Source organism: Ruegeria sp. BJ5 (assembly GCF_056537865.1).
In genome coordinates, this window is record NZ_JBQFSH010000004.1 from 43,987 (window position 1) to 67,556 (window position 23,570).

General features: G+C 60.2%; 19 protein-coding genes. 8 read left to right on the forward strand and 11 right to left on the reverse strand.

Annotated elements, in window-relative coordinates:
* Positions 1-39 precede the first annotated feature (39 nt).
* The 3 genes from ACR0NY_RS13905 to ACR0NY_RS13915 form a co-directional block, all read right to left on the reverse strand.
* A complete protein-coding gene (locus ACR0NY_RS13905; protein WP_170341914.1) occupies positions 40-1,656 on the reverse strand; it encodes a bifunctional aspartate transaminase/aspartate 4-decarboxylase in 1,617 nt (538 codons plus the stop codon).
* Between the two features lie 19 nt (positions 1,657-1,675).
* Complete coding sequence (aspT, locus tag ACR0NY_RS13910; protein ID WP_170369379.1) at positions 1,676-3,361, reverse strand: aspartate-alanine antiporter; 1,686 nt, start codon at positions 3,359-3,361, stop codon at positions 1,676-1,678.
* 220 nt (positions 3,362-3,581) lie between these two features.
* The gene (locus tag ACR0NY_RS13915) at positions 3,582-5,117 is read right to left on the reverse strand and encodes a sulfatase-like hydrolase/transferase (RefSeq protein WP_170369381.1); all 1,536 of its coding nucleotides are present in this window, start codon (positions 5,115-5,117) and stop codon (positions 3,582-3,584) included.
* A gap of 197 nt (positions 5,118-5,314) precedes the next feature.
* On the opposite strand from ACR0NY_RS13915, the gene ACR0NY_RS13920 reads away from it, so the two are divergent.
* The 4 genes from ACR0NY_RS13920 to ACR0NY_RS13935 are packed head-to-tail and all read left to right on the forward strand — an operon-like array spanning position 5,315 to position 9,231.
* Positions 5,315-6,439 carry an ABC transporter permease gene (locus ACR0NY_RS13920; RefSeq protein ID WP_170369382.1) on the forward strand — a complete coding sequence of 375 codons (1,125 nt, stop codon included), beginning with the start codon at positions 5,315-5,317 and terminating at the stop codon, positions 6,437-6,439.
* Position 6,440: 1 nt separating this feature from the next.
* Positions 6,441-7,256 (forward strand): ABC transporter ATP-binding protein, encoded by an 816-nt coding sequence (locus ACR0NY_RS13925; protein ID WP_170341907.1) that lies wholly within the window; start codon positions 6,441-6,443, stop codon positions 7,254-7,256.
* Between the two features lie 5 nt (positions 7,257-7,261).
* Positions 7,262-8,578, forward strand: coding sequence for an MlaD family protein (locus ACR0NY_RS13930; RefSeq protein ID WP_170369383.1), 1,317 nt, complete (start codon positions 7,262-7,264; stop codon positions 8,576-8,578).
* Entirely contained in the window at positions 8,575-9,231 is a 657-nt protein-coding gene (locus ACR0NY_RS13935) for an ABC-type transport auxiliary lipoprotein family protein (protein ID WP_170341903.1), read from the forward strand. Before ACR0NY_RS13930 ends, ACR0NY_RS13935 begins: the two co-directional genes overlap by 4 nt.
* A gap of 17 nt (positions 9,232-9,248) precedes the next feature.
* Here the strand turns inward: ACR0NY_RS13935 and ACR0NY_RS13940 are convergent, their stop codons facing one another.
* The 4 genes from ACR0NY_RS13940 to ACR0NY_RS13955 are packed head-to-tail and all read right to left on the reverse strand — an operon-like array spanning position 9,249 to position 15,127.
* Complete coding sequence (locus ACR0NY_RS13940; RefSeq protein WP_170341901.1) at positions 9,249-11,180, reverse strand: vWA domain-containing protein; 1,932 nt, start codon at positions 11,178-11,180, stop codon at positions 9,249-9,251.
* Positions 11,177-11,722: an RNA polymerase sigma factor gene (locus tag ACR0NY_RS13945; RefSeq protein WP_170341899.1), complete on the reverse strand. Its 546-nt coding sequence runs from the start codon at positions 11,720-11,722 to the stop codon at positions 11,177-11,179. The genes ACR0NY_RS13940 and ACR0NY_RS13945 overlap by 4 nt, the downstream gene beginning before the upstream one ends.
* Positions 11,723-11,776: 54 nt before the next feature.
* Positions 11,777-13,357, reverse strand: a complete 1,581-nt coding sequence (locus tag ACR0NY_RS13950) for an FMN-binding glutamate synthase family protein (protein ID WP_170341897.1) — start codon at positions 13,355-13,357, stop codon at positions 11,777-11,779.
* A 24-nt stretch (positions 13,358-13,381) separates the two neighbouring features.
* Positions 13,382-15,127, reverse strand: a complete 1,746-nt coding sequence (locus tag ACR0NY_RS13955) for a thiamine pyrophosphate-dependent enzyme (RefSeq protein ID WP_170341895.1) — start codon at positions 15,125-15,127, stop codon at positions 13,382-13,384.
* A 224-nt stretch (positions 15,128-15,351) separates the two neighbouring features.
* On the opposite strand from ACR0NY_RS13955, the gene ACR0NY_RS13960 reads away from it, so the two are divergent.
* Together ACR0NY_RS13960 and ACR0NY_RS13965 are read left to right on the forward strand one after the other, a co-directional pair.
* On the forward strand, positions 15,352-15,723 hold the full coding sequence (locus ACR0NY_RS13960; RefSeq protein ID WP_254429382.1) for a fluoride efflux transporter FluC: 372 nt from the start codon (positions 15,352-15,354) through the stop codon (positions 15,721-15,723).
* Positions 15,720-16,082 (forward strand): fluoride efflux transporter FluC, encoded by a 363-nt coding sequence (locus ACR0NY_RS13965; protein WP_170341893.1) that lies wholly within the window; start codon positions 15,720-15,722, stop codon positions 16,080-16,082. The genes ACR0NY_RS13960 and ACR0NY_RS13965 overlap by 4 nt, the downstream gene beginning before the upstream one ends.
* A gap of 7 nt (positions 16,083-16,089) precedes the next feature.
* Here ACR0NY_RS13965 and ACR0NY_RS13970 read toward each other — a convergent pair whose 3' ends face one another.
* Genes ACR0NY_RS13970 through ACR0NY_RS13985 form a run of 4 tightly spaced genes read right to left on the reverse strand, consistent with a single transcriptional unit; the run spans position 16,090 to position 20,087 of the window.
* Positions 16,090-16,416, reverse strand: coding sequence for a cytochrome o ubiquinol oxidase subunit IV (locus ACR0NY_RS13970; RefSeq protein ID WP_244952445.1), 327 nt, complete (start codon positions 16,414-16,416; stop codon positions 16,090-16,092).
* A complete protein-coding gene (locus tag ACR0NY_RS13975) occupies positions 16,409-17,041 on the reverse strand; it encodes a cytochrome c oxidase subunit 3 (RefSeq protein WP_170341891.1) in 633 nt (210 codons plus the stop codon). Before ACR0NY_RS13975 ends, ACR0NY_RS13970 begins: the two co-directional genes overlap by 8 nt.
* On the reverse strand, positions 17,038-19,128 hold the full coding sequence (locus tag ACR0NY_RS13980) for a cbb3-type cytochrome c oxidase subunit I (RefSeq protein ID WP_170369384.1): 2,091 nt from the start codon (positions 19,126-19,128) through the stop codon (positions 17,038-17,040). Before ACR0NY_RS13980 ends, ACR0NY_RS13975 begins: the two co-directional genes overlap by 4 nt.
* Entirely contained in the window at positions 19,125-20,087 is a 963-nt protein-coding gene (locus tag ACR0NY_RS13985) for a cytochrome ubiquinol oxidase subunit II (protein ID WP_367646362.1), read from the reverse strand. The genes ACR0NY_RS13980 and ACR0NY_RS13985 overlap by 4 nt, the downstream gene beginning before the upstream one ends.
* 139 nt (positions 20,088-20,226) lie before the next feature.
* Here ACR0NY_RS13985 and ACR0NY_RS13990 point away from each other — a divergent pair, with 139 nt between their 5' ends.
* Together ACR0NY_RS13990 and ACR0NY_RS13995 are read left to right on the forward strand one after the other, a co-directional pair.
* On the forward strand, positions 20,227-21,462 hold the full coding sequence (locus tag ACR0NY_RS13990; protein ID WP_170369385.1) for a lytic murein transglycosylase: 1,236 nt from the start codon (positions 20,227-20,229) through the stop codon (positions 21,460-21,462).
* 418 nt (positions 21,463-21,880) lie between these two features.
* Positions 21,881-23,509 (forward strand): peptide ABC transporter substrate-binding protein, encoded by a 1,629-nt coding sequence (locus tag ACR0NY_RS13995; protein WP_093963729.1) that lies wholly within the window; start codon positions 21,881-21,883, stop codon positions 23,507-23,509.
* The last annotated feature ends 61 nt before the right edge of the window (positions 23,510-23,570 follow it).

The following is a 23,570-nucleotide window of genomic DNA, read 5'->3' on the forward strand; positions in this document are numbered from 1 at the left end:
TCACATGCGCAGAAAATGACCGTGACCGCTAACGGCGATTCAACCGTGAAGTGGCTTGTTGTTCGCCGCCCGATAGGCCTGCACATAACCGCGCGCGACCGAACGGACAGCGCGACCGATCTGGGTGTATGCCTCATCCGGCAAATTGGCGAAAGATACTCGCGCGGACCAGTTCGGCGCATCGAAACCGCTGCCGTTCAGCAGCACGATCCCATAGTCCTCGGCCAGTTTGAACGCGATGTCCAACGGGTGGACGTTCTTCTTGATCCAGTCCACGACCTCTTCGCCGACGTATTTTCGTAGCCAGAATTCGAAGTCGATGATGCCGTAGTAGGCATCATAGTGATCACCCGGCTGGACCTCGATCCCCAAGGCTTCGGTCAGCAGGTGGAACCGTCTATGCACCAGTTCGATACAGGCGGCCTGATAGGCTTTCTTTGTGTCGACCAACTCGCAGAGCGAGAACAACGTCATCATGACTTGCTGCGGCAGGGATAATCCGGCGGTGTGGTTCAGGGCCACATCCCGGCTGTCGGCCACCAGCCGGTCGACGAATTTGATCTCGCTGGGGTGCAGGCTGAGCGTGCCGTAACGCTTGTCGAGCTTCTGCTTGATCTCGGCCCGGTGCGCGGCGAGCTTTTCGTCGAAGATATTATCCTGGGCGACGGCGATCACGCCGAGCCGCCAACCGGTGCAGCCGAAATATTTTGAATAGGAATAAACGCCGATAGTGTTGCGGGGCATGTAGCCCATGACCGAGGTGAAATCATGTACGAAAGTGCCGTACACATCATCGGTCAGGACAATCAGGTCCGGCCTGTGGTTCTCGACCAGATCCGCGAGTTTGCGCAGAGAAGCATCGCTGAGGGCCACCGACGACGGGTTGCCCGGATTGACCAGAAAGAAGGCCTTGACCTTGGGGTCCTTCAGCTTTTCGACTGCAGCATCGGTCAGTTGGAACCCATCTTCCTCGTCCGTTTCAACGTGAACGGACGCGAGGCTGTAATCCTCAAGTTCGGGCATCTCGAGATAGGGCGTGAAGATCGGCGTGCACAGGGCAATCGTGTCGCCCGGGTTCAGTAGCCGGTTGGCCTTGAGCGATTTGAAGATATAGCACATGGCCGCTGTGCCGCCTTCCACCGCAAACAGGTCGAACTGCGCATCGGGACGGTGCCCGGCACACATGGCCCACATCAGGTATTCGTGGGCGATGGCGGCGTTGTGTTTCAGAATACGGTCGGGAACAGGGTAGTTGTCGCCGATGATCGAGTCCGTCAGCTCGTGCACGAATTCGTCGGCGTCGAAACCAAAGGCCCGGATGGCGTGGTCGACTACATCCAAAAGCGTGTCGGCGCCCGGCATCTCGGAATTGGCCTTGCCCCACTCCAACAGACGGTCATGGCAACCTGCCATTGCCGGCATCCCCCCCAGACCCGCCGGATGATTCATGACGCGGCGCGACTCGGTCACGGCAAACTGGCCAAGCGCAAAGAACGCTTCACGCGGGCGGGTGGCGACCCAATTGGGATTGCCCCGGCCGGCATTCAAAAAGGCGCTGTTGGATTTACGCGCCTCGACCGAGGCCAGCTTGATCAGCTCGTCCTTGATCTGAAAGGGGCTGAGGGCTTCGTAATCGTGCAGCTTCAATCTGTCCATGACTCAAGACCTTTTCAAATCAACTGAGGATCAAAACGACGACCATCCCGAATATCGTCAGCAGGGTGTTTCCGATCGCGTAGGGCATGCCGTAGCCCAGGGCCGGAATCCGGCTTTGCGCGGCCTCCTGGATCATGCCGAGCGCAGCCGTCGTTGTGCGGGCGCCCGCGCAGGCGCCAAACAGGATGGCAGGGTGGAATTTGAATACGTAATGCCCGACATAAACCGAGAAAATCATCGGCAAAGACGTGGCCACAATGCCCCATAATAACAGCGCGACACCCGCCTGCTGCAAACCGGCCACGAAACCGGGCCCGGCCGATATCCCGATGACCGCGATGAAGACATTCAGGCCCAGCGTATTCATCAACCACAGCGACGGTGCGGGAATGCGACCGAAGGTCGGGTGAACGGTGCGCAACCACCCCAGCAGCAGCCCGGCCAGCAACGCGCCACCAGTGGTCGACAGGCTGATCGGAAACCCGCCCATAGTAATTGCAAGCGTGCCGATGACACCCCCGATGAAAATGCCCCAGCCCACAAAGGCCAGATCGGTCGTGTCGACGGGCCGGTCGGCGTACCCGATTTCGGCAATGGCCGCCTCGACATGGCGCTTGCTGCCCAGAATGGTCAGAATGTCACCGCGATGCAGAACCGTGCCCGGCAGCAGCGGCAGATCAATCATGTTGCGCGTCAGCTTCGACACATACACGCCACGTGCCTGAGGCATCTTGCTGAGCTCATCCAATGTCTTGCCATGCACGTCCTTGCTTGTGATCAAAACGTCCAGTTTTTCCGATGGGATGCTCAGCAGTTCGGGCGCATCGGCTTCCTTGAGGCTGGGCTCGAGCGCTCCGACAAGATCACCGCGCCGGCCTGAGAACATCACGACATCACCCGCTTGCAGCACCGTGTCCGCGTCAACCTCGACGATCTTGCTACCTCGGCTGAGGCGTTCGGCATAGACGCGGACGCCCGGCAACAGATCCTTGACCGGCTGGCCGAGCAATTCGCTGCTTTCGGGGATCTCAAAGGCGCGCGCCTCGATCGCGCGATAGGCTGAAACGATGCCGCCACCGGTCTCGACATCCTCGCCGCCACTCAGTTTGGCCTCGTATTCCTTGCAGGCGGCCACCAGGTCAACACCGATCAGGCGCGGGCCGATCTTGGCCAGAATGATCGCCGACCCGATCGTGCCGTAGATATATGTCACCGCATAGGCGACCGGGATCTGGTTGGAATAGGTTTTGGCCTGCTCGGCCGACAAACCCAACTGGTTGATCTGGTCGGTCGCCACTCCGATCGCCGCAGAAATCGTTTGCGAGCCGGCATACAGGCCCGCGGCGTAGCCAAGCTCGAGCCCGGCGATCTTGGCCGACACGACCGGCACGACCAGACACAGGGCGAGAACGCTCAGCGCAAAAAGCACCTCGCGCGCGCCGTCAACCTTGAGGCCGCGAATGAACTGTGGCCCAACGCCGTAGCCAACTGCGAAGATGAACAGGATGAAGAAGGTGGACTTCACCGCTGAATCGATACTGATCTGTGCCTGCCCGATCACGACGGCCGCCAACAGGGTGCCCGTGACCGAACCCAGACTGAACCCCATGACCTTGATTGGTCCGACCAAAAACCCGATGCCGATGGCGAGAAAGACAGCCAGTTCCGGATAGGTTTGCAGGATATTCACCAGCCAATCGACCATACTGCGCCTTTCGGGTTTGTTACGTCGCTCAGTCCACCCTGAACGTCAGCTGTCCGGAGGCTCGGACGATTGCGATCAGCGCAGGAATTTCCAAGGTCACGATACCCCACGGGGACCGTTTGTCCATTGAATTATCTGAATTTGTTTGGCGTCCGAGCCGCGCAGAACTGTGTCCGCCAGCGGCGGCACAGGTTTGGAAAATCGTCGGCAACCGCCTGGATCAATCGAACCTGCGCACTGATTCCGGCCCCTGCGATGTCACGGAATGCAGGGACAGGGAATGATCCATGTTTCGCATACGGTGGCGCAGCATTTCACGACCAAGCCGCGCCAAATCAGCTGCGTAATCAGGGTTTGCGGCGACATTCTCTGCCTCGCCCCGACCGTGGTGGTCGAACAACAACGGCGGCAGGTCAGCTGCGAACTCGACCAAGGTAAAGCGCTCGTTGCGCAGGATGCCCAGACACGAGTTGCTGTGACCCGTTCCAAGATCACGCTGAAACTGAGTGGGCGTCAGCGGATCGGCAAAGTCCAGCTCACTGAAGGAATACCGGCGCCAGTCCTGTGGCACGGCACCACGCAGCAGCGGCAGCAAGGATCGACCATCCATCGAGTTCGGGAGCTCTTGCCCAACCCAGTCCAAGATCGTGGGTGCGACATCAATTGACTCGGTCGGCACCTCGACGCGTTGGCCGGCCATCCGAGCGTTGCCAGGCATGCGAATGATCAGCGGCGTGTGGTAAGCCGCGTCATACACCGACATTTTGCCCCACGAATAATGATCGCCCAGCATCTCGCCATGATCCGCAGTGATCACCACCAGCGTGTCATCGTACTGGCCGCTGTCCTTGAGAAAGCGGATGACCCGGCCGATATGATGGTCAACCTCGGTTGCCAATCCAAGATAGACGGCCCGCAAGGTCTGCGTGTTCTCATCCGTCGGCCCAACTTCGGAAAAACCTTGCACGCAGTCTTTTGGTGTATTCGAGTCCAGAGCGGGTCCAAAGAACGGGTGCACGGCCTTTTCGTCCTCGGGGCTGGGTAGACGGTTTGGCAAAGGCAACGCGTCGGGATCGTACATCCGGTTGTAGGGCGCGGGGGCCACCAGTGGCGGATGCGGACGGATATACGTCAAATGCGCGAACCATCCCGAGTTCCGATAGGCGGCAATTCCGTCCAGAAACCTGTTGGTCAGAAATGCGGTGTCGCTGTCCTCGGCCTTGTAGAGGGCCGGGTCGTTCAGTTTTGGGGCCGACCCATCCGGCGAAACCGGCTTGTAGAGATCCCAGTAGTCTTCGAACTCGTATCCCCGGCGCATCAAGTAGGAACGCCAAAGAAAGGACTCCTCAAGTCGCATTTCGAGCACTTCGTGAAACCCGTGCATCGGGTTTTCGTAAGTCTTCACCGCGGGATCATTCGGATGATGAACCCGTGGATCGGCCGAGGTGTCCGTATAGCCGAACAGCATCGGCAGATAGCCGGCTTTTCGCATCTCGGTGGCGATGTTTGGCGTGTCATGGCGCAGCGGCGTTCCATTGCGGACCGAACGATGGTTCATCGCATATTGCCCGGTCAGGATCGAGGCGCGGGACGGCCCGCAGGGATTGGTAACGGAAAAATGCCGGTCGAACGAAACGGCCTCGTCCATGAAGGCGCGCAGATTGGGCAGGTTGACATGATCAGCCAGAGCACCGCGCAGACAATCGGCCCGCAATTGGTCGATGATGATGAAAAGAACGTTTCCTGCTTGGCTCATGCCGTGATTCCCATTGGAAAACTGGTGTTCGACGGTGCGGACTGTGTCGGGGTTCCCTCAGGCAAGCAACCGGTTTTGCGCCAATTCTCGCCTCTTGGGCGACCCGGGCCGTGCAAACCGGTAACCCCCGCACCCAAATCGCCGCCCGGTTGAACAAAGCCATTGCGGGTCGGAACAGTTTCCCGTCTGATACCGGCATGACGAAGCCCTCGATCGCAGTCGAACAGGAAGGCGGCAAAGCCCGCGTGATTGTGTCTGGCGAAATGCTGACACAGTCGTTGAGTGGCGTGGAAGACGCCTTTCGCGCCACCCGCCCGGATGCGGCGCATGTGACGGTCGACATGTCCGAAATCGATGCGCTGGACACCGGCGGCGCGTGGCTGATCGCGGACCTGAAGAACCGGTGCTCGGCCATGGGAGCGACCGTGGCTTTCGACGGGTTGAAACCGGCACATTCCGCGCTGCTGGAAACCGTCTCGGAGAACATTCCCAAGGACATTCCCGCCGAGGCCCCGCCAAAAGGTTTCATGCCATGGCTTGAGAGCCTGGGCCAATCAACAGTGGGCGCCGGGCGCGACACCATGTCGATCCTCGGCTTTCTGGGCCTGACCCTGCACCGGCTGGGCCGCACGATGATCATGCCGTGGCGCCTGCGCCGCGCCGCGGTCGTGTCGCAGATGGAGGAAACCGGGTTCAAGGCCCTGCCCATCGTGGCGCTGATGGGGTTTCTGATCGGCGTGGTTCTGGCTTTTCAAGGGGCCACCCAGTTGAAACAATTCGGCGCGGAAATTTTCGTGGTTGAGCTGATCTCGATCTCGGTATTGCGCGAGTTGGGCATCCTGCTGACCGCGATCATCGTGGCTGGTCGGTCCGGTTCGGCCTTCACGGCCTCGATCGGTTCTATGAAAGTGCAGGAAGAAATCGACGCCATGCGCACGCTGGGCCTAGACCCGATCGAGGTGCTCGTCATTCCACGGGTTCTTGCACTGCTGATCATGCTGCCGATCCTGGGCTTCGTGGCCGATATCGCCGGCCTTTTTGGCGGTGCCCTGATGAGCTGGATCGACCTGGGCGTAAGCCCCGGAATGTTCATTACGCGCCTGAAGGAAAACACCAGCGTCTGGCATCTGGCGGTTGGGCTGATCAAGGCGCCGTTCTTTGCCATGGTCATCGGGGTAATCGCCTGTTGGCAGGCAATGCAGGTCAAGGGCTCCGCCCAAAGCGTCGGCCAGCGCACCACAGCGTCAGTTGTTCAGTCGATCTTCATGGTCATTGCCATTGACGCGCTGTTCTCCATTTTCTTCTCCGAGATCGGTGTCTGACATGGATGGATCCGCTCAGACATCGACCGCCAAGCTGGACGCGCAGCGCGAAGCGGTGATCCGTGTGCGCAATCTGCGCAACCAGTTCGGTCCACAGGTGGTGCATGACGACCTGAACCTGGATGTCTGGCGCGGCGAAGTGCTGGGCATTGTCGGCGGGTCCGGAACCGGCAAGTCCGTCCTTCTGCGCACCATTGTCGGGCTGAACAAACCCGCTGCGGGTAGTATCGAAGTTTTGGGCGTCGACGTGCTGAACGGCCCAGAGGCCGACCGACGCCGCATCGAGAAACGCTGGGGCGTGGCCTTTCAGGACGGGGCACTGTTTTCCTCGCTGACTGTGCTTCAGAACGTCATGGCCCCGTTGCGCGAACACACCGGCCTGAGCGAGAGCTTGATGCGGGCGCTCGGCAGCCTGAAAATCGGTCTGGTCGGCTTGCCGCAGCTGAGTTGTGGCAAGTTCCCGTCAGAGCTGTCAGGCGGGATGCGCAAGCGGGCCGCGCTGGCCCGAGCGTTGGCATTGGACCCCGAGATCGTGTTTCTGGACGAGCCCACCGCCGGACTGGATCCCATCGGTGCCGCGGCCTACGACGAATTGATCGGAGAATTGCAACAGGCCTTGGGATTGACCGTTTTCATGGTAACACATGACCTGGACAGCCTGTACGCCATCTGCGACCGCGTTGCGGTTCTTGCAGAAAAGCGCGTGCTGGTGGAAGGTCCGATTGAAGACATGACCAAGGTCGACCACCCTTGGGTGCAGGAGTACTTCACAGGCCCCCGGGCCCGCGCGGCGCAACAGAAGGGGCAGGACAGGTAAAGGCGATGGAAACCCGGGCGAACTATATCCTGATCGGCGCGTTTACACTGGCGGGCATCCTGAGCGCGTTCGGCTTCTTCCTGTGGCTGGCCAAGTTCGAAGTCACGCGCCAATACGCGTACTATGACGTGCTGTTCGACAACGTGTCGGGCCTGTCAGCCGCCGGTGGCGTCAGCTATAACGGCCTGCCCGTGGGACAGGTCATTTCGCTGGACCTGGATGACGATGACCCATCCAAAGTAAGGGTCCGGCTTGAGGTTGATGCAGACATTCCGGTGACCACGGACACGATCGCGCAGTTGCAGTCGCTGGGGGTGACCGGCGTCAGCTATGTCGAGCTGTCGGGCGGGTCGCCCGATGCCGAACGGCTGCCGCAGAACAGTGTCATCAAAAGCAAGCGCAGCGCCATCCAATCCCTGTTCGAAGGCGCACCCAAGGTCCTGGACGAGGCGGTGACCTTGCTGGAAAACCTGAACGCGGTGGTGGATGACAACAATCGCAAGGCCGTGTCGGACATCCTCGACAACCTGGCTTCGGCCTCGGGCCGGCTGGACAAGACCCTGAACGATTTTGAATCCCTGTCCAGCGATCTGGGCGGCGCGGCAAAGGACATCGGGGCCTTCACCAAACGCCTGGATCAGTTGGCCGATACTGCAGAAACCACGCTGACCACCGGAACTGATACGCTGAACAGCATCAAAACGGCCTCGGAATCGGCCAAAACCGCACTGGACAGCGCGAACCAGACGCTGGCCACGGCCAACAAGGTCATCGAAGACGACGTTCGCCCCTTCATCGAGCGCGGGTCGCAACTCGCGGACCGCCTGATCGGGTTGTCGGATGAAGCCGCGGTCACCATGGCAACCGTAAACAACACGTTTGCCAACGCCAACCAAACGCTCGACTCGGTGACCTCGGCCATGGATACGGCGAAAGGAACTCTGGCATCCGCAGAACGCGCGTTCGACTCGGCCAATCGCGTGATGGACGAAGACGTTGCACAGGTTGTTGCCGACATCCGAAACGCCGCCACCAAAGTGGCCGAAACGGTAACGAACGTGACCGACAAGATCGACCAGATTTCAGCGGACGTTCTGAGCGCGTCGCAATCGGCATCGGACCTGTTGGGAACCATCGACGGCATCGTTCAACAAAACCGCCGGCAGGTTTCGGACTTCCTGCGGGTCGGACTGCCACAATTCGTTCGTTTCGTGGAAGAATCCCAACGCCTTGTCATCAGTCTGGACCGTCTTGTCGACAAGGTCGAGCGCGACCCCGCGCGTTTCCTTCTGGGCACCCAAGCATCGGAGTTCCGTCAATGATCAGGTCCCTTCTTCTGACCCTTGCTATCACGACGCTGGGCGGATGTGCCGGTCTGGGCACGTTGAAACAGGCCTCGAAACCGAACGACCTGTATCTGCTGACCCCCAAGAGTACGTTCTCGCAGTCTTTGCCCCGGGTGCAGAAACAGATCGTCATCCAGGAACCCACTGCAACCGCTGCGGTCAATACCGACCAGATTGCCGTGCAGCCAACGCCCCTGCAGGTCCAGTATCTGCCGCGCGCGCGTTGGGTGGACCGAGCACCTTTGATCGTTCAGGCGTTGATGGTCGAAAGCTTTGAAAACAGCGGTCGCGTCGCCGCCGTGGGCCGTTCGACGGTCGGCCTGCGCGCCGACTACGTCATCGTTCCGGACCTGCGCGAGTTCCAGGGGATTGTCGTCGGAGAAACCGAAAACTCGAAAACCGTAAAGATCGAAGTGCGAATGAACATCAAGATCATCGACGAGTTCGAAGACAAGATCATCGCTTCAAGCTCGTTTCAGGAAGCCGTTGTCTCGACCAGCGACGAAACGCCGGATCTTGTTGCCGCTTTTGACACCGCCTTGGGCAAAACCATGCGCGACGCGGTTGAGTGGAGCGTGCGGAAGATCCATTCGCACGCCGCCAACAATCCGCGCCCGTCGTTGAACTGACGCGGATTGCCCGCCCTTTATTTTGACAGGGATTGCGCCAAACGCATCAGGGCCACGGCTTCGGCCCGGTACCCGAAAGGATCGGTCCCACGGGCCGTGTTGCCCATCGCAATTGCATCATCATAGCTCCAGTCGGACAGGTAAGTGCCGCCGCGCAACAGCTGGCCGAAACCTGCAATCGCGACCGAAAACCTCACGTCATCCGTCTGGCGGCCCTGCCCGTCCAAGATCGGTTGCTCGATCAACTGGCTGCGCGTGTCGCCGGGTGTTTTGTACCGCAGCTTAAAATAGCCGATTTCATTACTGCCCGAAGCAGGGGCGGTGTTTCCATACCGTAGCGGTGCATTGCGAATTGCGTTGGAGCCGACCGGCGTGACTTCGTAGATCGCGGTCACGCTGTGGCCTGCACCTATGTCGCCCGCATCAACAGTGTCATTCGAAAAGTCCTCGCGGCGCAAAGCGCGAGTTTCGTACCCGATCAGGCGGTACTCGGCGATTTGGGCAGGGTTGAATTCGACCTGAATCTTGACGTCGTTGGCAATCGGAAACAGCGCACCGGTCAGTTGGTCAACCAGCACTTTTCGGGCCTCGCTCAGCGTGTCGATGTAAGCCGCCTGTCCGTTTCCGTTCTGGGCCAGGGCCTGCATCGTAGCGTCATCAAGGTTACCGCGCCCGAAACCCAAAACGCTCAGATATGTTCCGCTGTCGCGCTTGTCAGAGATAAACTCCTTCAGAGCTTCAGGATCGGACAGACCGACGTTGAAATCCCCGTCCGTGGCCAGAATGACCCGCGTCACCTCGCCCTCGGCGGCCATGTTTTCAGCCACCTGATAGGCTTGCTGAAGCCCGGCTTGTCCCGCTGTGGATCCGCCCGCGTCCAATTGTTCGAGCGCCCGTAGGATCTTGGCCTGGTCGGCTGCGGATGTCGGCTCCAGAACCTGGCCCGCACTGCCTGCATAGGTCACGATCGATACCTGATCCTCGGGTCGCAACTCGGGCAACATCAGGCGCAGGGACTGTTTCAACAAGGGCAACTTGTTGGCGTCCTGCATCGAACCTGAGGTGTCGATGAGAAAGACAAGATTGAGCGCCGGGCGCTCTTCGATCACCGGAAGCGTTCCCTGAATGCCGATATGGACCAGCCGAGTACCGGGATTCCATGGGCTGGGCATGACCGTGATGCTTGGCTGAAACGGCACCGCGCCGTCCGGCGCCGGATAGGTGTAGGGAAAGTAGTTTACCATTTCTTCAATCCGCACCGCGTCACGCGGGGGCAAGTGACCAGCCAGAAGCGAGGACCTGACGATGGCGTAAGATGCGGTGTCGACATCAATCGAAAACGTCGAAACCGGTTCTTCCGCAGTGACCTTGAGTGAGTTGGTTTCGGCGTTTGCAAATTCTTCGGACGACTGCTCGGGTCGCGCTGGCGGACGAAAAGCGTCACTCGAAACCGAAGGGGCCACTGTGCTGTCAGCGAGGTGGCCTTGCGAGAGAAGGCTGCGTTTTGCTAGAGGTTCCCGCGCTTCTTCCACAACTATCGGCGCTTCGACAACGGGTTCCTCAAGAACCATCTCAGCCGTTTCAGCGTCTGATTGTCCGGATGGCCGAACCGCCTGCGGCTGGCCGATTACCCGGGTCTCGGTATCGAAACTCGGGGACAGCACACCGTCCCGTGTCTGCGGCACGATCATGATCAGCGTCACGGCAGCGATGGCTGTTGTGGCGGCCAGCGCGCCGCGGGTCGAAATTGCATTCAACATGGCTTTGGTTCCTTCTGTCACGCGGGCCAACGGGCCTCGCTTGACATTGGGACGCGTACCGGGTCGGGATCCTTGGAGATCAGCAAAGTTTTTTCTGGCCAGTTCCAGATTGACGGCCCGCCGCTTTTCATCCGCTGCAGGCGTTGCGGCATCCATCAGTGTTTTCAGATCATCGAGCTCATCACTCATTGGGCAAGCTCCTCTTGTTTGATCGCGCGCAGGCGCTTTCGGGCTTCGGACAGGCGCCATGAGACCGTGCCCTCGGACACGCCCAGCACGTCGGCGGCCTGTGCATGGGTCATTTCTTCATCCAGCGTCAGCGCCAGTGTCTGACGCAGATCTTCGGGCAAGCTCTGCATGGCCCTTTGCAGCCATGACAGGGCCTCGGCCGCCTCGACGGCTTCAGCGCGCCGCATCTTTTCCACATCGCCCCAGCCGATTGCTGCCCGGTTTCGGCTGGCCGTTCGACGCCGCGCATCGTGTGCCGCGTTGCAGACGACCCGATACAGCCAGGTCGTGAACTTTGCATTCGCTCGAAACCCGACAATTTTTGCGGGCAAGGCTGCACATATGTCCTGCGTCAGATCTTCGGCGACCTCGGCGCTGCCGGTCAGCCGAAAGGCCAGCCGGAACACGCGGTCATAATGCCGTCCAAGCAGCGTCGCGAACGCTTCCGCGTCCCCGTTGGCGGCCCCATGGGCTAATTCTTCATCCGAGGTCAGTTTGCTCATTCTGACTATTCAGACGCAGGACAGGAGCGGATCCTTGGACCATTCGAGAAAAAACTAGAAATGGCTGGCCGACGCCTTCTGCCAATCCGCCGCAAATTCCTGCGGCACTGTATCTTTCAACAAGGCACCTGGCTCGATTAAGGTGTAAAGTTCCGCATATGAGCACTCGCGCTCGTTGGCAATTCGGCGGTAGATATCGGATGGGCCAAGGTCAGATACGCGCTCTTTCCCCATGGCACCCAGTATTTCGCGAAAGCTTTCCAGGGTGGCGTCATGAAAGCGGTGAACCCGTTTGCGTTTCTGCGGCACGTTGACCGCGCGGCCACGAATGGGATCCTGTGTTGCCACGCCCGACGGGCAGCGGTTCGTATTGCATTGCAGGGCCTGAATACAGCCCACGGCGAACATCATCGCCCGCGCCGCATTGCACATGTCGGCCCCAAGCGCGAATTTCTCGATCATGTCATAGCCGGTTGCCACTTTGCCTGAACAGATCACCCGGATCTTGTCCCGCAAGCCTACTCCGCGCAGGCAGTTGTTCACGAAGATCAGCCCTTCGTTCAACGGTACGCCCAAACGGTTGGTAAATTCCACAGGCGCAGCGCCGGTCCCTCCCTCGGCCCCGTCAACGGTGATGAAATCGGGCAGAATGCCCGTTTCCAGCATGGCCTTGCAGATCCCCATGAACTCGGACCGGTTGCCGATGCACAGCTTGAAACCGACGGGTTTGCCCCCGGACATTTCGCGCAGGTGCTGCACGAAATGCATCAATCCCGTTGGCCCGTCAAAGGCCGAGTGAATTGGCGGCGAAATCACATCTTGATGCACCGGTACGCCGCGAATAAGCGCGATTTCTTCGTCGACCTTGGCCGCTGGCAGAACACCTCCATGGGACGGTTTCGCGCCTTGGGACAGCTTGATCTCAATCGCCTTCACGACATCCTTCTGGGCATTCTGGGCGAACTTGTCCTTGTCAAAGCCGCCCTCCGCCGTTCGACAACCGAAGTATCCGGTGCCAATCTGCCAGATGATATCGCCGCCTTCGGCAAGATGGTGCGGCGACAGCCCGCCCTCGCCCGTGTTGTGTGCAAAACCACCATCCTTGGCCCCACCGTTCAGGGCTCGGATTGCGTTGGCGCTGAGTGCTCCGAAGCTCATCGCTGAGACGTTCAGCCGCGATGCGAGATAGGGCTTTTCACACTGAGGACCGCCAAGCATCACACGCTCTTCGCTTTCCGGAACATCCTTGGGCGCAAGCGAGTGGTTGGCCCGGTGATACCCGACTTCGGTGATATCGTACTGGGTGCCGAAGGCCTGAGTGTCGACCTGTCCCTTTGCTCGTGAATACACCAGCGCGCGAATGATCCTGTTGAAGGGCCGCCCGCTTTCGTTGGTTTCCACGAAATACTGGCGGATTTCCGGGCTGACGAACTCCAGCATATACCGGAAATGGCCCAGAACCGGATAGTTGTTCAGCACGTTGTGTTTGGTGGTCAGCATGTCGTACAGCCCGACCAACGCGTAAGGGACCAGCAAAATCAGCAGCCAGAATGCCGGCGGCCAGTACAAACCCCAGACCACGGTCAAAGGCAGAACCACATAGGTCACGACATAATAGATTCGACGTACGATCATCTTGCTCTCCCTTGGGCCAATCGGTCAGAGGTCGGCCTTGAGTTCCTTGACCCAGTTGTCCCACTGCGCGTGTTCACCCTTGGCCAGCAGGATGCCTTCTTTCAGTTTCGACATGCCGAAGCCCCAGGCCATCTTGGTATCGATATGCGGAGGCATGACCAACTCGCCGGGCGTGACCATGGCTTCGATGATGAATGGCTTTCGGCTGGCTTTGGCCCGCGCGACGGCCTCGGGGATGTCAGCCGCATGTTCCACACGGACACCATCCCCACCGCACACCCTCGCGTATTCCGCAAAGTCCGGGTTCACCAGGTCAGTAGCAGCGGGATTCAGCGGATAGCCCGCCACCTCCATCTCCATCTTCACGAAGCCGAGCGTCTGGTTGTTGAAGACCAGCACCTTGATGGGCCACTCGTAGCGCCCGGCAGTCACGAAATCCTGCATGGACATGCCAAAGCCGCCGTCCCCGCAAAAGGCCCAAACCTCGCGCTGCGGATCCAGTGCGGCGGCTCCCAACGCCGAAGGCAACCCGGACCCCAGTGACGAATGGTTGAACGACCCCACCATGCGCCGTCCGCCTTTCATCCGGGTATGACGCGCCACCCAGACCGTGCATTCGCCGATGTCCATTGCAAATATCGCGTCATCGGCAGCCTGGTCGGAGACCTGCCGCGCGAACAGCTGCGGGTGGAGTGGCTCGGTGTCGCGCTCGAGGCTGGAGTCGCGGTCTTGCTGCGCAAGCCATTTCGTACACAGCTTGACCTGGTGATCGGCAAACGACCTGTCATCCTTCGCTGCCAACTTAGGCAAAAGCAGATCCAGCGTCGCGCCCACATCCCCCAGCAATCCCGATGCGATGGGCGCGCGGCGTCCCAGATGTTCTACGTTGCGATCGATCTGGATGATTTTTGCTTTTTCCGGCAGGAACCACTCGTATGGGAAGTCCGTTCCCAGCATCACCAGAACATCGCAGTCGCGCACTGCATGATACCCGCCGGGATTGCCGATCAACCCAGTCATCCCGACCACGTTGGGATCATCATAGTCAAAGATGTCCTTGCCCTTGAGGGAATGCGTGATCGGCGCATTTAGCCGCTGGGACAGAGCCAGAACCTTCTCCCTGGCTTCTCGACATCCCACGCCGGCGAAAAGGGCGACTTTCTTGTCCGCGTTGATGATCTCGGCCGCACGGTCGATTTCGGATTCGGGCGGAATCAGCGTTGATGGCGTTTTCAGGATCGGGTGCAGTTGGTGCAAGCTGGGCACCTGCTGTTCGGATACGTCGATGGGCAGTTCGATCCGCACGACCTCGCGGTTGATCAAGGCGCGTTGCACGGCGATCTGAGCCAGTCGCGGCATCTGGTCCGGCGAATTGATTACGGCCTGATAGCCGCAGACATCCTCGAACACTTTCTCAAGATTGACTTCCTGGTGGTACCCGGTCCCGCGTTCCCGATGGGCGACCTGACCTGTGATCGCCACGACCCCTGCACCCTCGCGCCGGGCATTGTACAGCCCATTGATCAGGTGAAGCGCTCCGGGACCGACAGTTCCGGCACAAATCCCGATCCCGCCGGTCAGATGCGCCTGGGCATAGGCTGCATAGGCTGCGTTTTCCTCGTGCCTGACTCCAATCCATTCGAACCGGCCATCCCCGCGCATGGCTTCGAGCAGGGGGTTGAGCGCATCGCCCGTCACGCCAAAGATCTGGCGCCCTCCGGCATCCGAGAGAATATCCAGCAATACCTTGCATACGGAATTCGACGTCATGACCTGCCCTCTGGTTCCGACCCCATCGGGCCTGTCCCGATAGATCGTGGGCAGGTTGCCCTTTGATTGCAAGCCTTTGTACGGCCACCCCAAGCATCGGGCGGATTTGCGGTGGCTTAGTTGCGGCGGTTGAACCCGGGCGGCACAGCCGCTATCCAAATCCAAACCCCACAGGCGGAGAAGCGTCCTTGGCCAAAACTCAGGCGGCAGTTTCGGGGAAGCCCATGATGTACGCCGCCGTCTTTGTCGGCGGGGCGGCTGGGTCGATCCTGCGCGAACTGTTTGCGCTGGAAATCCCGGGGATGCCGTTGCTGACATCGACCTTCGGCATCAATGTCGTGGCCTGTTTCATTCTGGGATGGCTCTACGCCATACGGGGCCGGGTGCATGCCCATGTTCTGCACCTCGGGGCCGTTGGTTTCTGCGGCGGATTGTCGACGTTTTCGTCCTTTGCCGCCGAACTGGAACGGATCGCCGAAACCGACGGCTGGTCGGTCATCTTGCCGTTGGCGGCCGAAGTCATCTGCGGTTTGGGCGCGGCCATTCTGGGCGAGGCAATTGGACGCCGCCGCCACTCAGGAGGGCGGGCCGAATGACCGATCTGTATCTGCATGCGGTGTTTGGGCTGGGCGGCGGACTGGGAGCAGTCCTTCGCCACTGGGTCGCGCGGGCCATCACCCACGACCTGCCGGTTTCAACACTGGTCGTGAACGTATTGGGCAGCCTGTTGTTGGGGCTTTGGATCGGGTACCTGGGCGGGCCCGTGGAGATGGCCGAAGAAGAAAAGCGCCTGGTTTTCGGCTTTTGCGGAGGGTTCACGACATTCTCCAGCTTTGCCTACCAGTCTCTTGAACTGCAGCGCGAGCGGACGATTGTCCTTGCGGGTGGAAACATGCTGCTCAGCCTCGGACTGTGCTGGCTGGCCCTGTGGCTGGGACTGTGGGTGATGGGCTAGCCGGACGCTACATGCCCGGCATGTGCATCCGCATGGCCAGATTGCCCAGGATCCAGACCGTTCCAAGAATGATGATCAGCAGAACCAGCGTCGAGAACAGGACCAAATCCAGATCTTCGCGGCTGCTGCGGCGACGGTCGATATGCAGGAAATAGACCAGTTGAACGATTAGCTGCGCCAAACCCAACAGCCCAATTGCAAGGTAGACACCCTTGGTCTCGATGCCGAACCAGTAGGCGATCGCAAACACGGTGAGTGTCAGCAACAGCGAGCCGCCATAGCCGATCACATACCGGCGCCGCTCGCGCCTGTGCATCTCGGACCGTTTATCCATAGGTCAGCCCTCCGAAATACACGATGGTGATGATGCCGATCCAGATCAGATCAAGGAAGTGCCAGAACAGTGCCAGCCGCACCACGCGCGAAATCACGAGGTCGGTCATCCCCATGACCCGCAGTTGAATGCCCAGAACGACCAGCCACACACAGCCCGCCGCCACATGCAGCCCGTGCAGAGGCACCAACCCGTAGAAGGCGGACAGGAAACCGCTGCGCTGCGGGATGCCACCCTTTTCCGCCATCGACATGAAATCGCGGATTTCGAGGACCAGAAAACTCAGCCCAAGCAGCAGCGTAACCCCGAACCACAGGACGATCCGACCGCGCGGCAGGTTGTATTTCAGCGCCAGCATGGCAAGTCCAACAGTCAGGCTGCTGGTCAGCAGGATCAGGGTCTGGGCAAAGATGCTGTAGAGATCGAACAAGTCGTGCGGGCCAGGACCACCGGCCTGCGCGTCGATCATGGTGATGTAGACGCCGAACATCAGCCCGAAATAGACCAGGTCGCTCATCAGAAAGACCCAGAAACCGAAGGTCACCACTTCGGTCGCCTTGTGGGCGCTGGCATGACGCCGCCCAAGGTTCAGACCTGGGTAACTGTGGGTTGGTGCAGGCTTCATGTCGCTGCCTCCAGATCCGGTCGGGCAAGCCCGGTGTTTTCTGGCGCACCTTCGTGATCCCGGTTCACAGGGGTCGCGTTGCGAACCAAGTCCAGCCAGGCCTCGTGCTGCCTGCGCACGTCTTCAGCTGAAACCACTTCTTCGGTATCGGTCTGAAAGGTCCACAGGATGAATGACAGGATCATCATCACGGTCATCAGCGCCGCCAGCCACCAGATCCACCAGACCAGCGCAAACATCCACGCACCGCTGAGCACGCAGAGCACGAAACCGATACCGGTGTTGCGTGGCATAGTGATGTCCTCGTACCGGTCGGGGTGCGGGTAGGCCTCGCCACGCTCTTTCGCGGCGGCAAAATCGTCGCGGTCCGTGACATGCGGGATGATCGCGAAATTGTAAGGCGGCGGCGGGGCCGGGATCGACCATTCCAGCGTGCGGGCGTCCCAAGGGTCGCCAACCGATACGCGGCTCTGTTCGCGGTTGCGGATGCTGACCCACAGCTGCACGACGACCGACAGCAAGGCCGCCAGAATGACCAGCGCGCCGATGACGGCCGTGATCATGTAGGGGTGAAAGCTCGGGTCCTCCCAACTGTAGGAGCGGCGCGGCATACCCATCAGGCCCACGAAATACAGCGGCAGGAAGGTCAGCATGAAGCCCACCGTCCACAGCACGACCGATATCCGCCCCCAAGCCTCGTCCAGGCGGAAGCCGAACGCCTTGGGAAACCAGTAGTTGTAGCCCGCAAGCAATCCGAACAGGACACCTGGCAGCAACACGTTGTGGAAATGCGCGACCAGGAACAGCGTATTGTGCACCTGATAGTCAACGGTTGGGTTGGCCAGGATCACCCCGCTGAGCCCCCCGATCACGAATAACATCAGAAAGGCCAGCCCGTACAGCATCGGCACCGAGAACCGGATGCGGCCGCGATACAGGGTGGCCATCCAGTCATAGACCTTGACGCCGGTGGGTATGGCGATCAGCATCGTGGCGATGCCGAACACCGCATTGATCAGGGCGCTTTGGCCCATGGTGAAGAAATGGTGCAGCCAGACGGTGAACGACAGTACCGCGATCGACATGGTCGCGATCACCAGCGAGTTGTAGCCATAGAGCCGCTTGGCCGAGAAAGTCGCGAAGACTTCGGAATAGATGCCATAGGCCGGCAGAACCAGAAGATAGACCTCGGGGTGGCCGAACAGCCAGAACAGGTTGGCATAGTTCATCATGTTGCCGCCCAGGTCATTGGTGAAGAAATGGAAATCAAGATACCGGTCGGCGGCCAGCAACAGTGCCGCCACCCCCAGGGGCGGCATGGCGAACACGATCAGGATCGAGCTGCAGATGATCGTCCAGCAATACATCGGCAACCGCATGAATTTCATCCCCGGCGCGCGCAGCTTGTAGATCGTGACGGCAAAGTTGATCCCCGTCAGGGTGGTGCCAATGCCCGACACCACGATCGCCCAGATCCAATAGTCCGGCCCCACGCCTGGATTGAAGGCCGCGCCGGTATAGGGCGGATAGGCCGTCCAGCCGCCGGTGGAAAACTCGCCCACCACCAGGCTGACCATCAGCATCATCCCCGCCGAAACCGTCAGACCGAGGCTGATCTGGTTCATCACCGGAAAGGCCACGTCGCGCGCGCCGATCATCAGCGGGACAAGGAAATTCGCCAGTCCGAACACGAAAGGCACCGCAACGAAGAAGATCATGATCGTGCCGTGGGTGCTGAACAGCTCGGCAAAGTGTTCGGCCTCGAGGAACCCCTCGCCCGGCCCGGCCGCCTGTTGGGCACGCATCACGACGCCTTCCAGAACGCCGCGCGCCAGCATGACGATGGCAAAGACGATATACATGATGCCGATCTTCTTGTGATCCGCGCTGGTCAGCCAGTCACGCCACAGCGGCCCCCACAGGCGAAACCAGGTGAGCAGCCCCAGAACCGCGACCACACCGACGATCACGACGCCCGCCGCGGCATTGGCCACGATTTCATTCGTATTGGGATCCTGGATCAGCCCGGCGATGGGGAAGGCATCCCAGTTCAGACGGCCGAAGAAACCGGACTCGGCAGATGTCATTGCTTGTCCTCCTGCCCGTATTGAGCGGTTCCCGGTTGCTGATCCTGTGGCAGAGGTTGCCCGTTGTGATACCGACCCAGAATGCTGTGGAACAGGTCGCCGTCATCCAGACGGAAATACAGCGCATTGTCCGGCATCTGCGCGGTGCCAAGCGCGTTCTGAACTTCGTCCCGGTCCGTCCGCATGGCCAACGTCCGGTAGGTTGAAGGGTCCAGAACGATACCGTTCTGCCGAACACGGTCGACCCATGAGTCGAAATCCGGCGGCGGCATCGCGACCGTCTGGAACTTTTGCTTGGTGAAGCCGCGCCCGTTGTACTGGGTGTTTTCGCCCTGCATTTGTCCGGGGGCATCAGCCACGAGATGCAATTGGGTCGTCATTCCCGGCATCGCATAGATCTGCCCGGCCAGGGCTGGAACCATGAACGACTGCATCACCGTGTCCGTCGTCAGTGTCAGGGCGACCTGTTGTTTTGTCGGTACCCCGAACTCACCCACCGTCGCGATGCCCAGGTCGGGGTAGATGAACAGCCATTTCCAATCCAGCCCCACCACCTGCACGCGCAGGGCCGGTTCATCGCCGAACGGGGCCGCGTAAGGGTCCAGCCGATGGGTTGCTTTCCAAAGATAAAAGGACAGCAGCGCCACGATCACCACCGGCACACCCCACATCGCGGTTTCCAGCATGGGCGAGAAATCCCATTTGGGCCGATAGGCAGCCGGGCTTTGCGCGCCGCGCCGATAGCGTAGAGCGATCAAGGGGACCAAAACCAAAACCGGAATGACCGCGATCAGGATCAACGCGGTTGCGCGCACCAGGTGTTTTTTTTGGACCGCCGCAATAGGACCTTGAGGATCCATGAAACTGTCGCTGGCCAGAGCCGATTGCGCCGTGCCCAACCACAATACGACCACGATCAGCGCTGTCAGTACCGCAGGTATAGTCCTGTTTCCACTCACGCCGGATCGCCCTCATCAAACCTCAGGTTGGTGCAACTATCGGCAGAGTCAGCAAATTTCACAAGGTTTTTCCCCGGCGGCCAGGAACCACGTCACCGTCGAGTTGACTTGACCGGTGGCTCGGGTCAGTCATTGTGTCATGCGTTTACTGCTTTTTCTGATTGGACTGATCGCGTTTTCCGGCGCAGCGATCGCGCAGGACCGAGCTGTGGTCGAGCGGCAGTTTCAAAACTGGTTGCAGCAACAGGTGTGGCCGTTGGCCCGGGCACAGGGTGTATCGCGCCGCACGTTTGACAGCGCAACCGACGGGGTTCGCCTGAATTGGGAGCTGCCTGATCTTGTTCCGCCGGGCTCTCCTACACGGGCACCCAAAAAGCAAGGGCAAGCCGAGTTCGGGTCCCCCGGCCGGTATTTCAACGCAAATTCGGTTCAGGGTGCCGCCACCGGCGGTCGGGGTATGGCCAAGCGTCATGCGGAAACGCTGCGCCGGGTCGAGGAACAGACCGGCGTTCCCGCCCGGATCATCCTTGCGGTCTGGGGCCGAGAAAGCGGCTATGGGCAGGTTCCGATCCGGCATGACGCGATCCAAGTGCTGGCCACCAAAGGTTTCATGAGCACGCGCGCGGATTATTTTACCGGCGAACTGATCGCCGCGCTGCAGATCGTCCAGGGCGGTCACGTGAATGGCCGCGCGATGAAAAGCAGCTGGGCCGGCGCGTTGGGCCAGCCGCAATTCATGCCGACCAGCTTTTTGAACCACGCGGCCGACGGCAATGCAGACGGCCGGGCCGACATTTGGGGGTCGGCAGACGACACGATTGCGTCGATCGGAAACTACCTCGCGCGGCACGGTTGGGTCAGCGGCCGCGATTGGGGCTTCGAGGTGACTGTACCGGCGTCTGTGTCCTGCGCGCTTGAGGGTCCCGACCAGGGCCGGGCGATCCGCGACTGGGTTGCCATGGGCATCACACGCGTCTCGGGCCGCCCCTTCCCCGAACACGAGCTGCGCGGCGAGGGCTACCTGATGATGCCAGCTGGCCGGAACGGTCCGGCCTTTGTCGTAACGCCCAATTTCTACGTTCTCAAAGACTATAACATGAGCGACCTCTACGCCCTGTTCGTGGGCCATGTGGGCGATCGCATTCAGTATGGCGTGGGCGATTTCAAAGGCCGCTGGAGCAAGGTGGGCGGTCTTAACCGGTCGGATATCGCGACCATGCAGCAGGCGTTGATCGCGATGGGGCACGACGTGGGTGGTGCCGACGGGCTTCCGGGGTACAAAACCCGCCGGTCGATCGGCCGCTGGCAGGAAGAAACAGGCCAGCGCGCCACCTGTTTCCCAGAGGCCGACATGAAATCGCGGTTGCGTCCCTGACCGCTGGCGATTCGCCTGATTGGGCGAAAGCGGGCGGCGAAATTCTGCCGAAACAGACCGCGCCACAGACTGCAATCCTAGCGGCCTGGGCACGAAAATATCGCAACGATACACGCCATCGTTACAAAATTTCAGCGACCACGCGTCACGAAGTTTCTTTCTACCTTTAGGCGATCCGGACTCATGGGAAGGCTTTAACCCTGCCCAAAATAGTGGCACGGTCTCGGCCAGCGAGAGGAAGCTCTTGCATCCACTTCACCGACTGCAATCCAAAAAGCTGCGACGCAGTGTTCCTTGCGAATTGGCACAACCCAAAATCGAAAAGAACCGGGTCCCAGCGGATGTCGGGCAACCAGGGCCGCCGGACGCCATCCCATATGGATGCGCAGACCGCCGCCACAATAATTGGGAGAAGATCATGAACACCATCCTTCGAAACTCGGTGGCGGGCCTGCTGTGCTCGACCTTCATCACCGGTGCCGCGCTGGCCGCGGGCACCCATCCAGTCACCGGCGAGCCGCTGGCCGACGACCAGACCTTCGTCTACCGCGTACTGGATGAGCACAGCTCGGTCGACCCGCAAGTGGTCGAGGACGTGTCGGGCGCCGAGATTGTCCGCGACCTGTTCGAAGGTCTGATGAACCAGGACGAAGACGGCAACCTGGTTCCGGGCGTGGCCACCGGCTATACCACCAACGAGACCAAGGACGTTTACACCTTCACCCTGCGCGACAACGCCAAGTGGTCGAACGGCGATCCGGTCACCGCACATGACTTCGTTTTTGCCTGGAAGCGTGCCGTCGATCCGGCGCTGTCCTCGCCCTATGCCTGGTTCATGGAGCTGATGTCGATCGAGAACGCCGCCGAGATCATCGCAGGCGACAAGCCGGTCGACGACCTGGGCGTCAAGGCGATCGACGACCACACGCTGGAAGTGAAACTGAGCGCGCCGCTGCCCTATTTCCCGCAGATGACCACGCACTCGACCACCTTCCCGGCCCCGCAGAAGGTCATCGAGCAGTTCGGCGATGAATGGACCAAGCCCGGCAACATCGTCTCGAACGGCGCCTATGTCCTGACCGAGCACCTGCCCAACGAACGCTCGGTGCGCGAGCGCAACCCGATGTACTGGGACAACGACAACACCATCATCGACAAGGTCGTGGCCCTGGTCATCAACGATGAGAATGTGGCCCTGACCCGTTATCTGGCCGGTGAGCTGGACCGCACCGAGGTTCCCGCAGGCCAGTTCCCGCGCCTGAAGAAGGAATACCCGAACGAGGCGATCAGCTTCCCGCGCCTGTGCAACTACTACTACACGTTCAACCTGTCCGACGGCGGCCCCGAGGCCTTCAAAGACCCGAACGTGCGTCAGGCCCTGTCGCTGGCGGTTGACCGCAAGATCATCACCGAGAACATTCTGGCCGGCGGTCAGCCCGAAGCCTACACCTTCGTGCCCGAAGCAACCGCTGGGTTCACCCCGCCGGTCGTCGAAATGGCGTCGATGACCCAGGCCGAGCGCGACGAGCTGGCCAAGGAACTGCTGGCCGAGGCCGGATACGGTCCCGACAACCCGCTGAGCTTCGCGATGGTCTACAACACCTCGGAGGCGCACAAGAAGGTCGCCGTGGCTCTCAGCCAGATGTGGAAGCAGAAGCTGGGCGCACAGGTGGAACTGGCCAACATGGAATGGAAGATCTTCCTGGAAGAGCGCGGCAACCAGAACTTCGAGCTGGCCCGCGGCGCATGGTGCGGCGATTACAACGAAGCCTCGACCTTCCTGGATCTGCTGCAGTCGGATTCCGGCTATAACGACGGTAAGTACAACAATGCCAAGGTCGACGAGCTGCTGGCCCAGGCCAAAACCTCGGACGATCCGGCCCCGTTGTACACCGAGGTTGAGCGGATCATCGCACAGGAAACCCCTGTGATCCCGATCTACCACTATGCCGGTGTCTACATGATGGACAGCGACGTGGGGAACTGGCCGGTGAACAACGTCGAGCAGAACTGGTACTCGAAGAACCTCTACAAGATCGCCGAGTAATCATCATCCTTTGATCGCGCCCTGCCCCGGACATGCTCTGGGGCAGGGCCAATAATTGGGG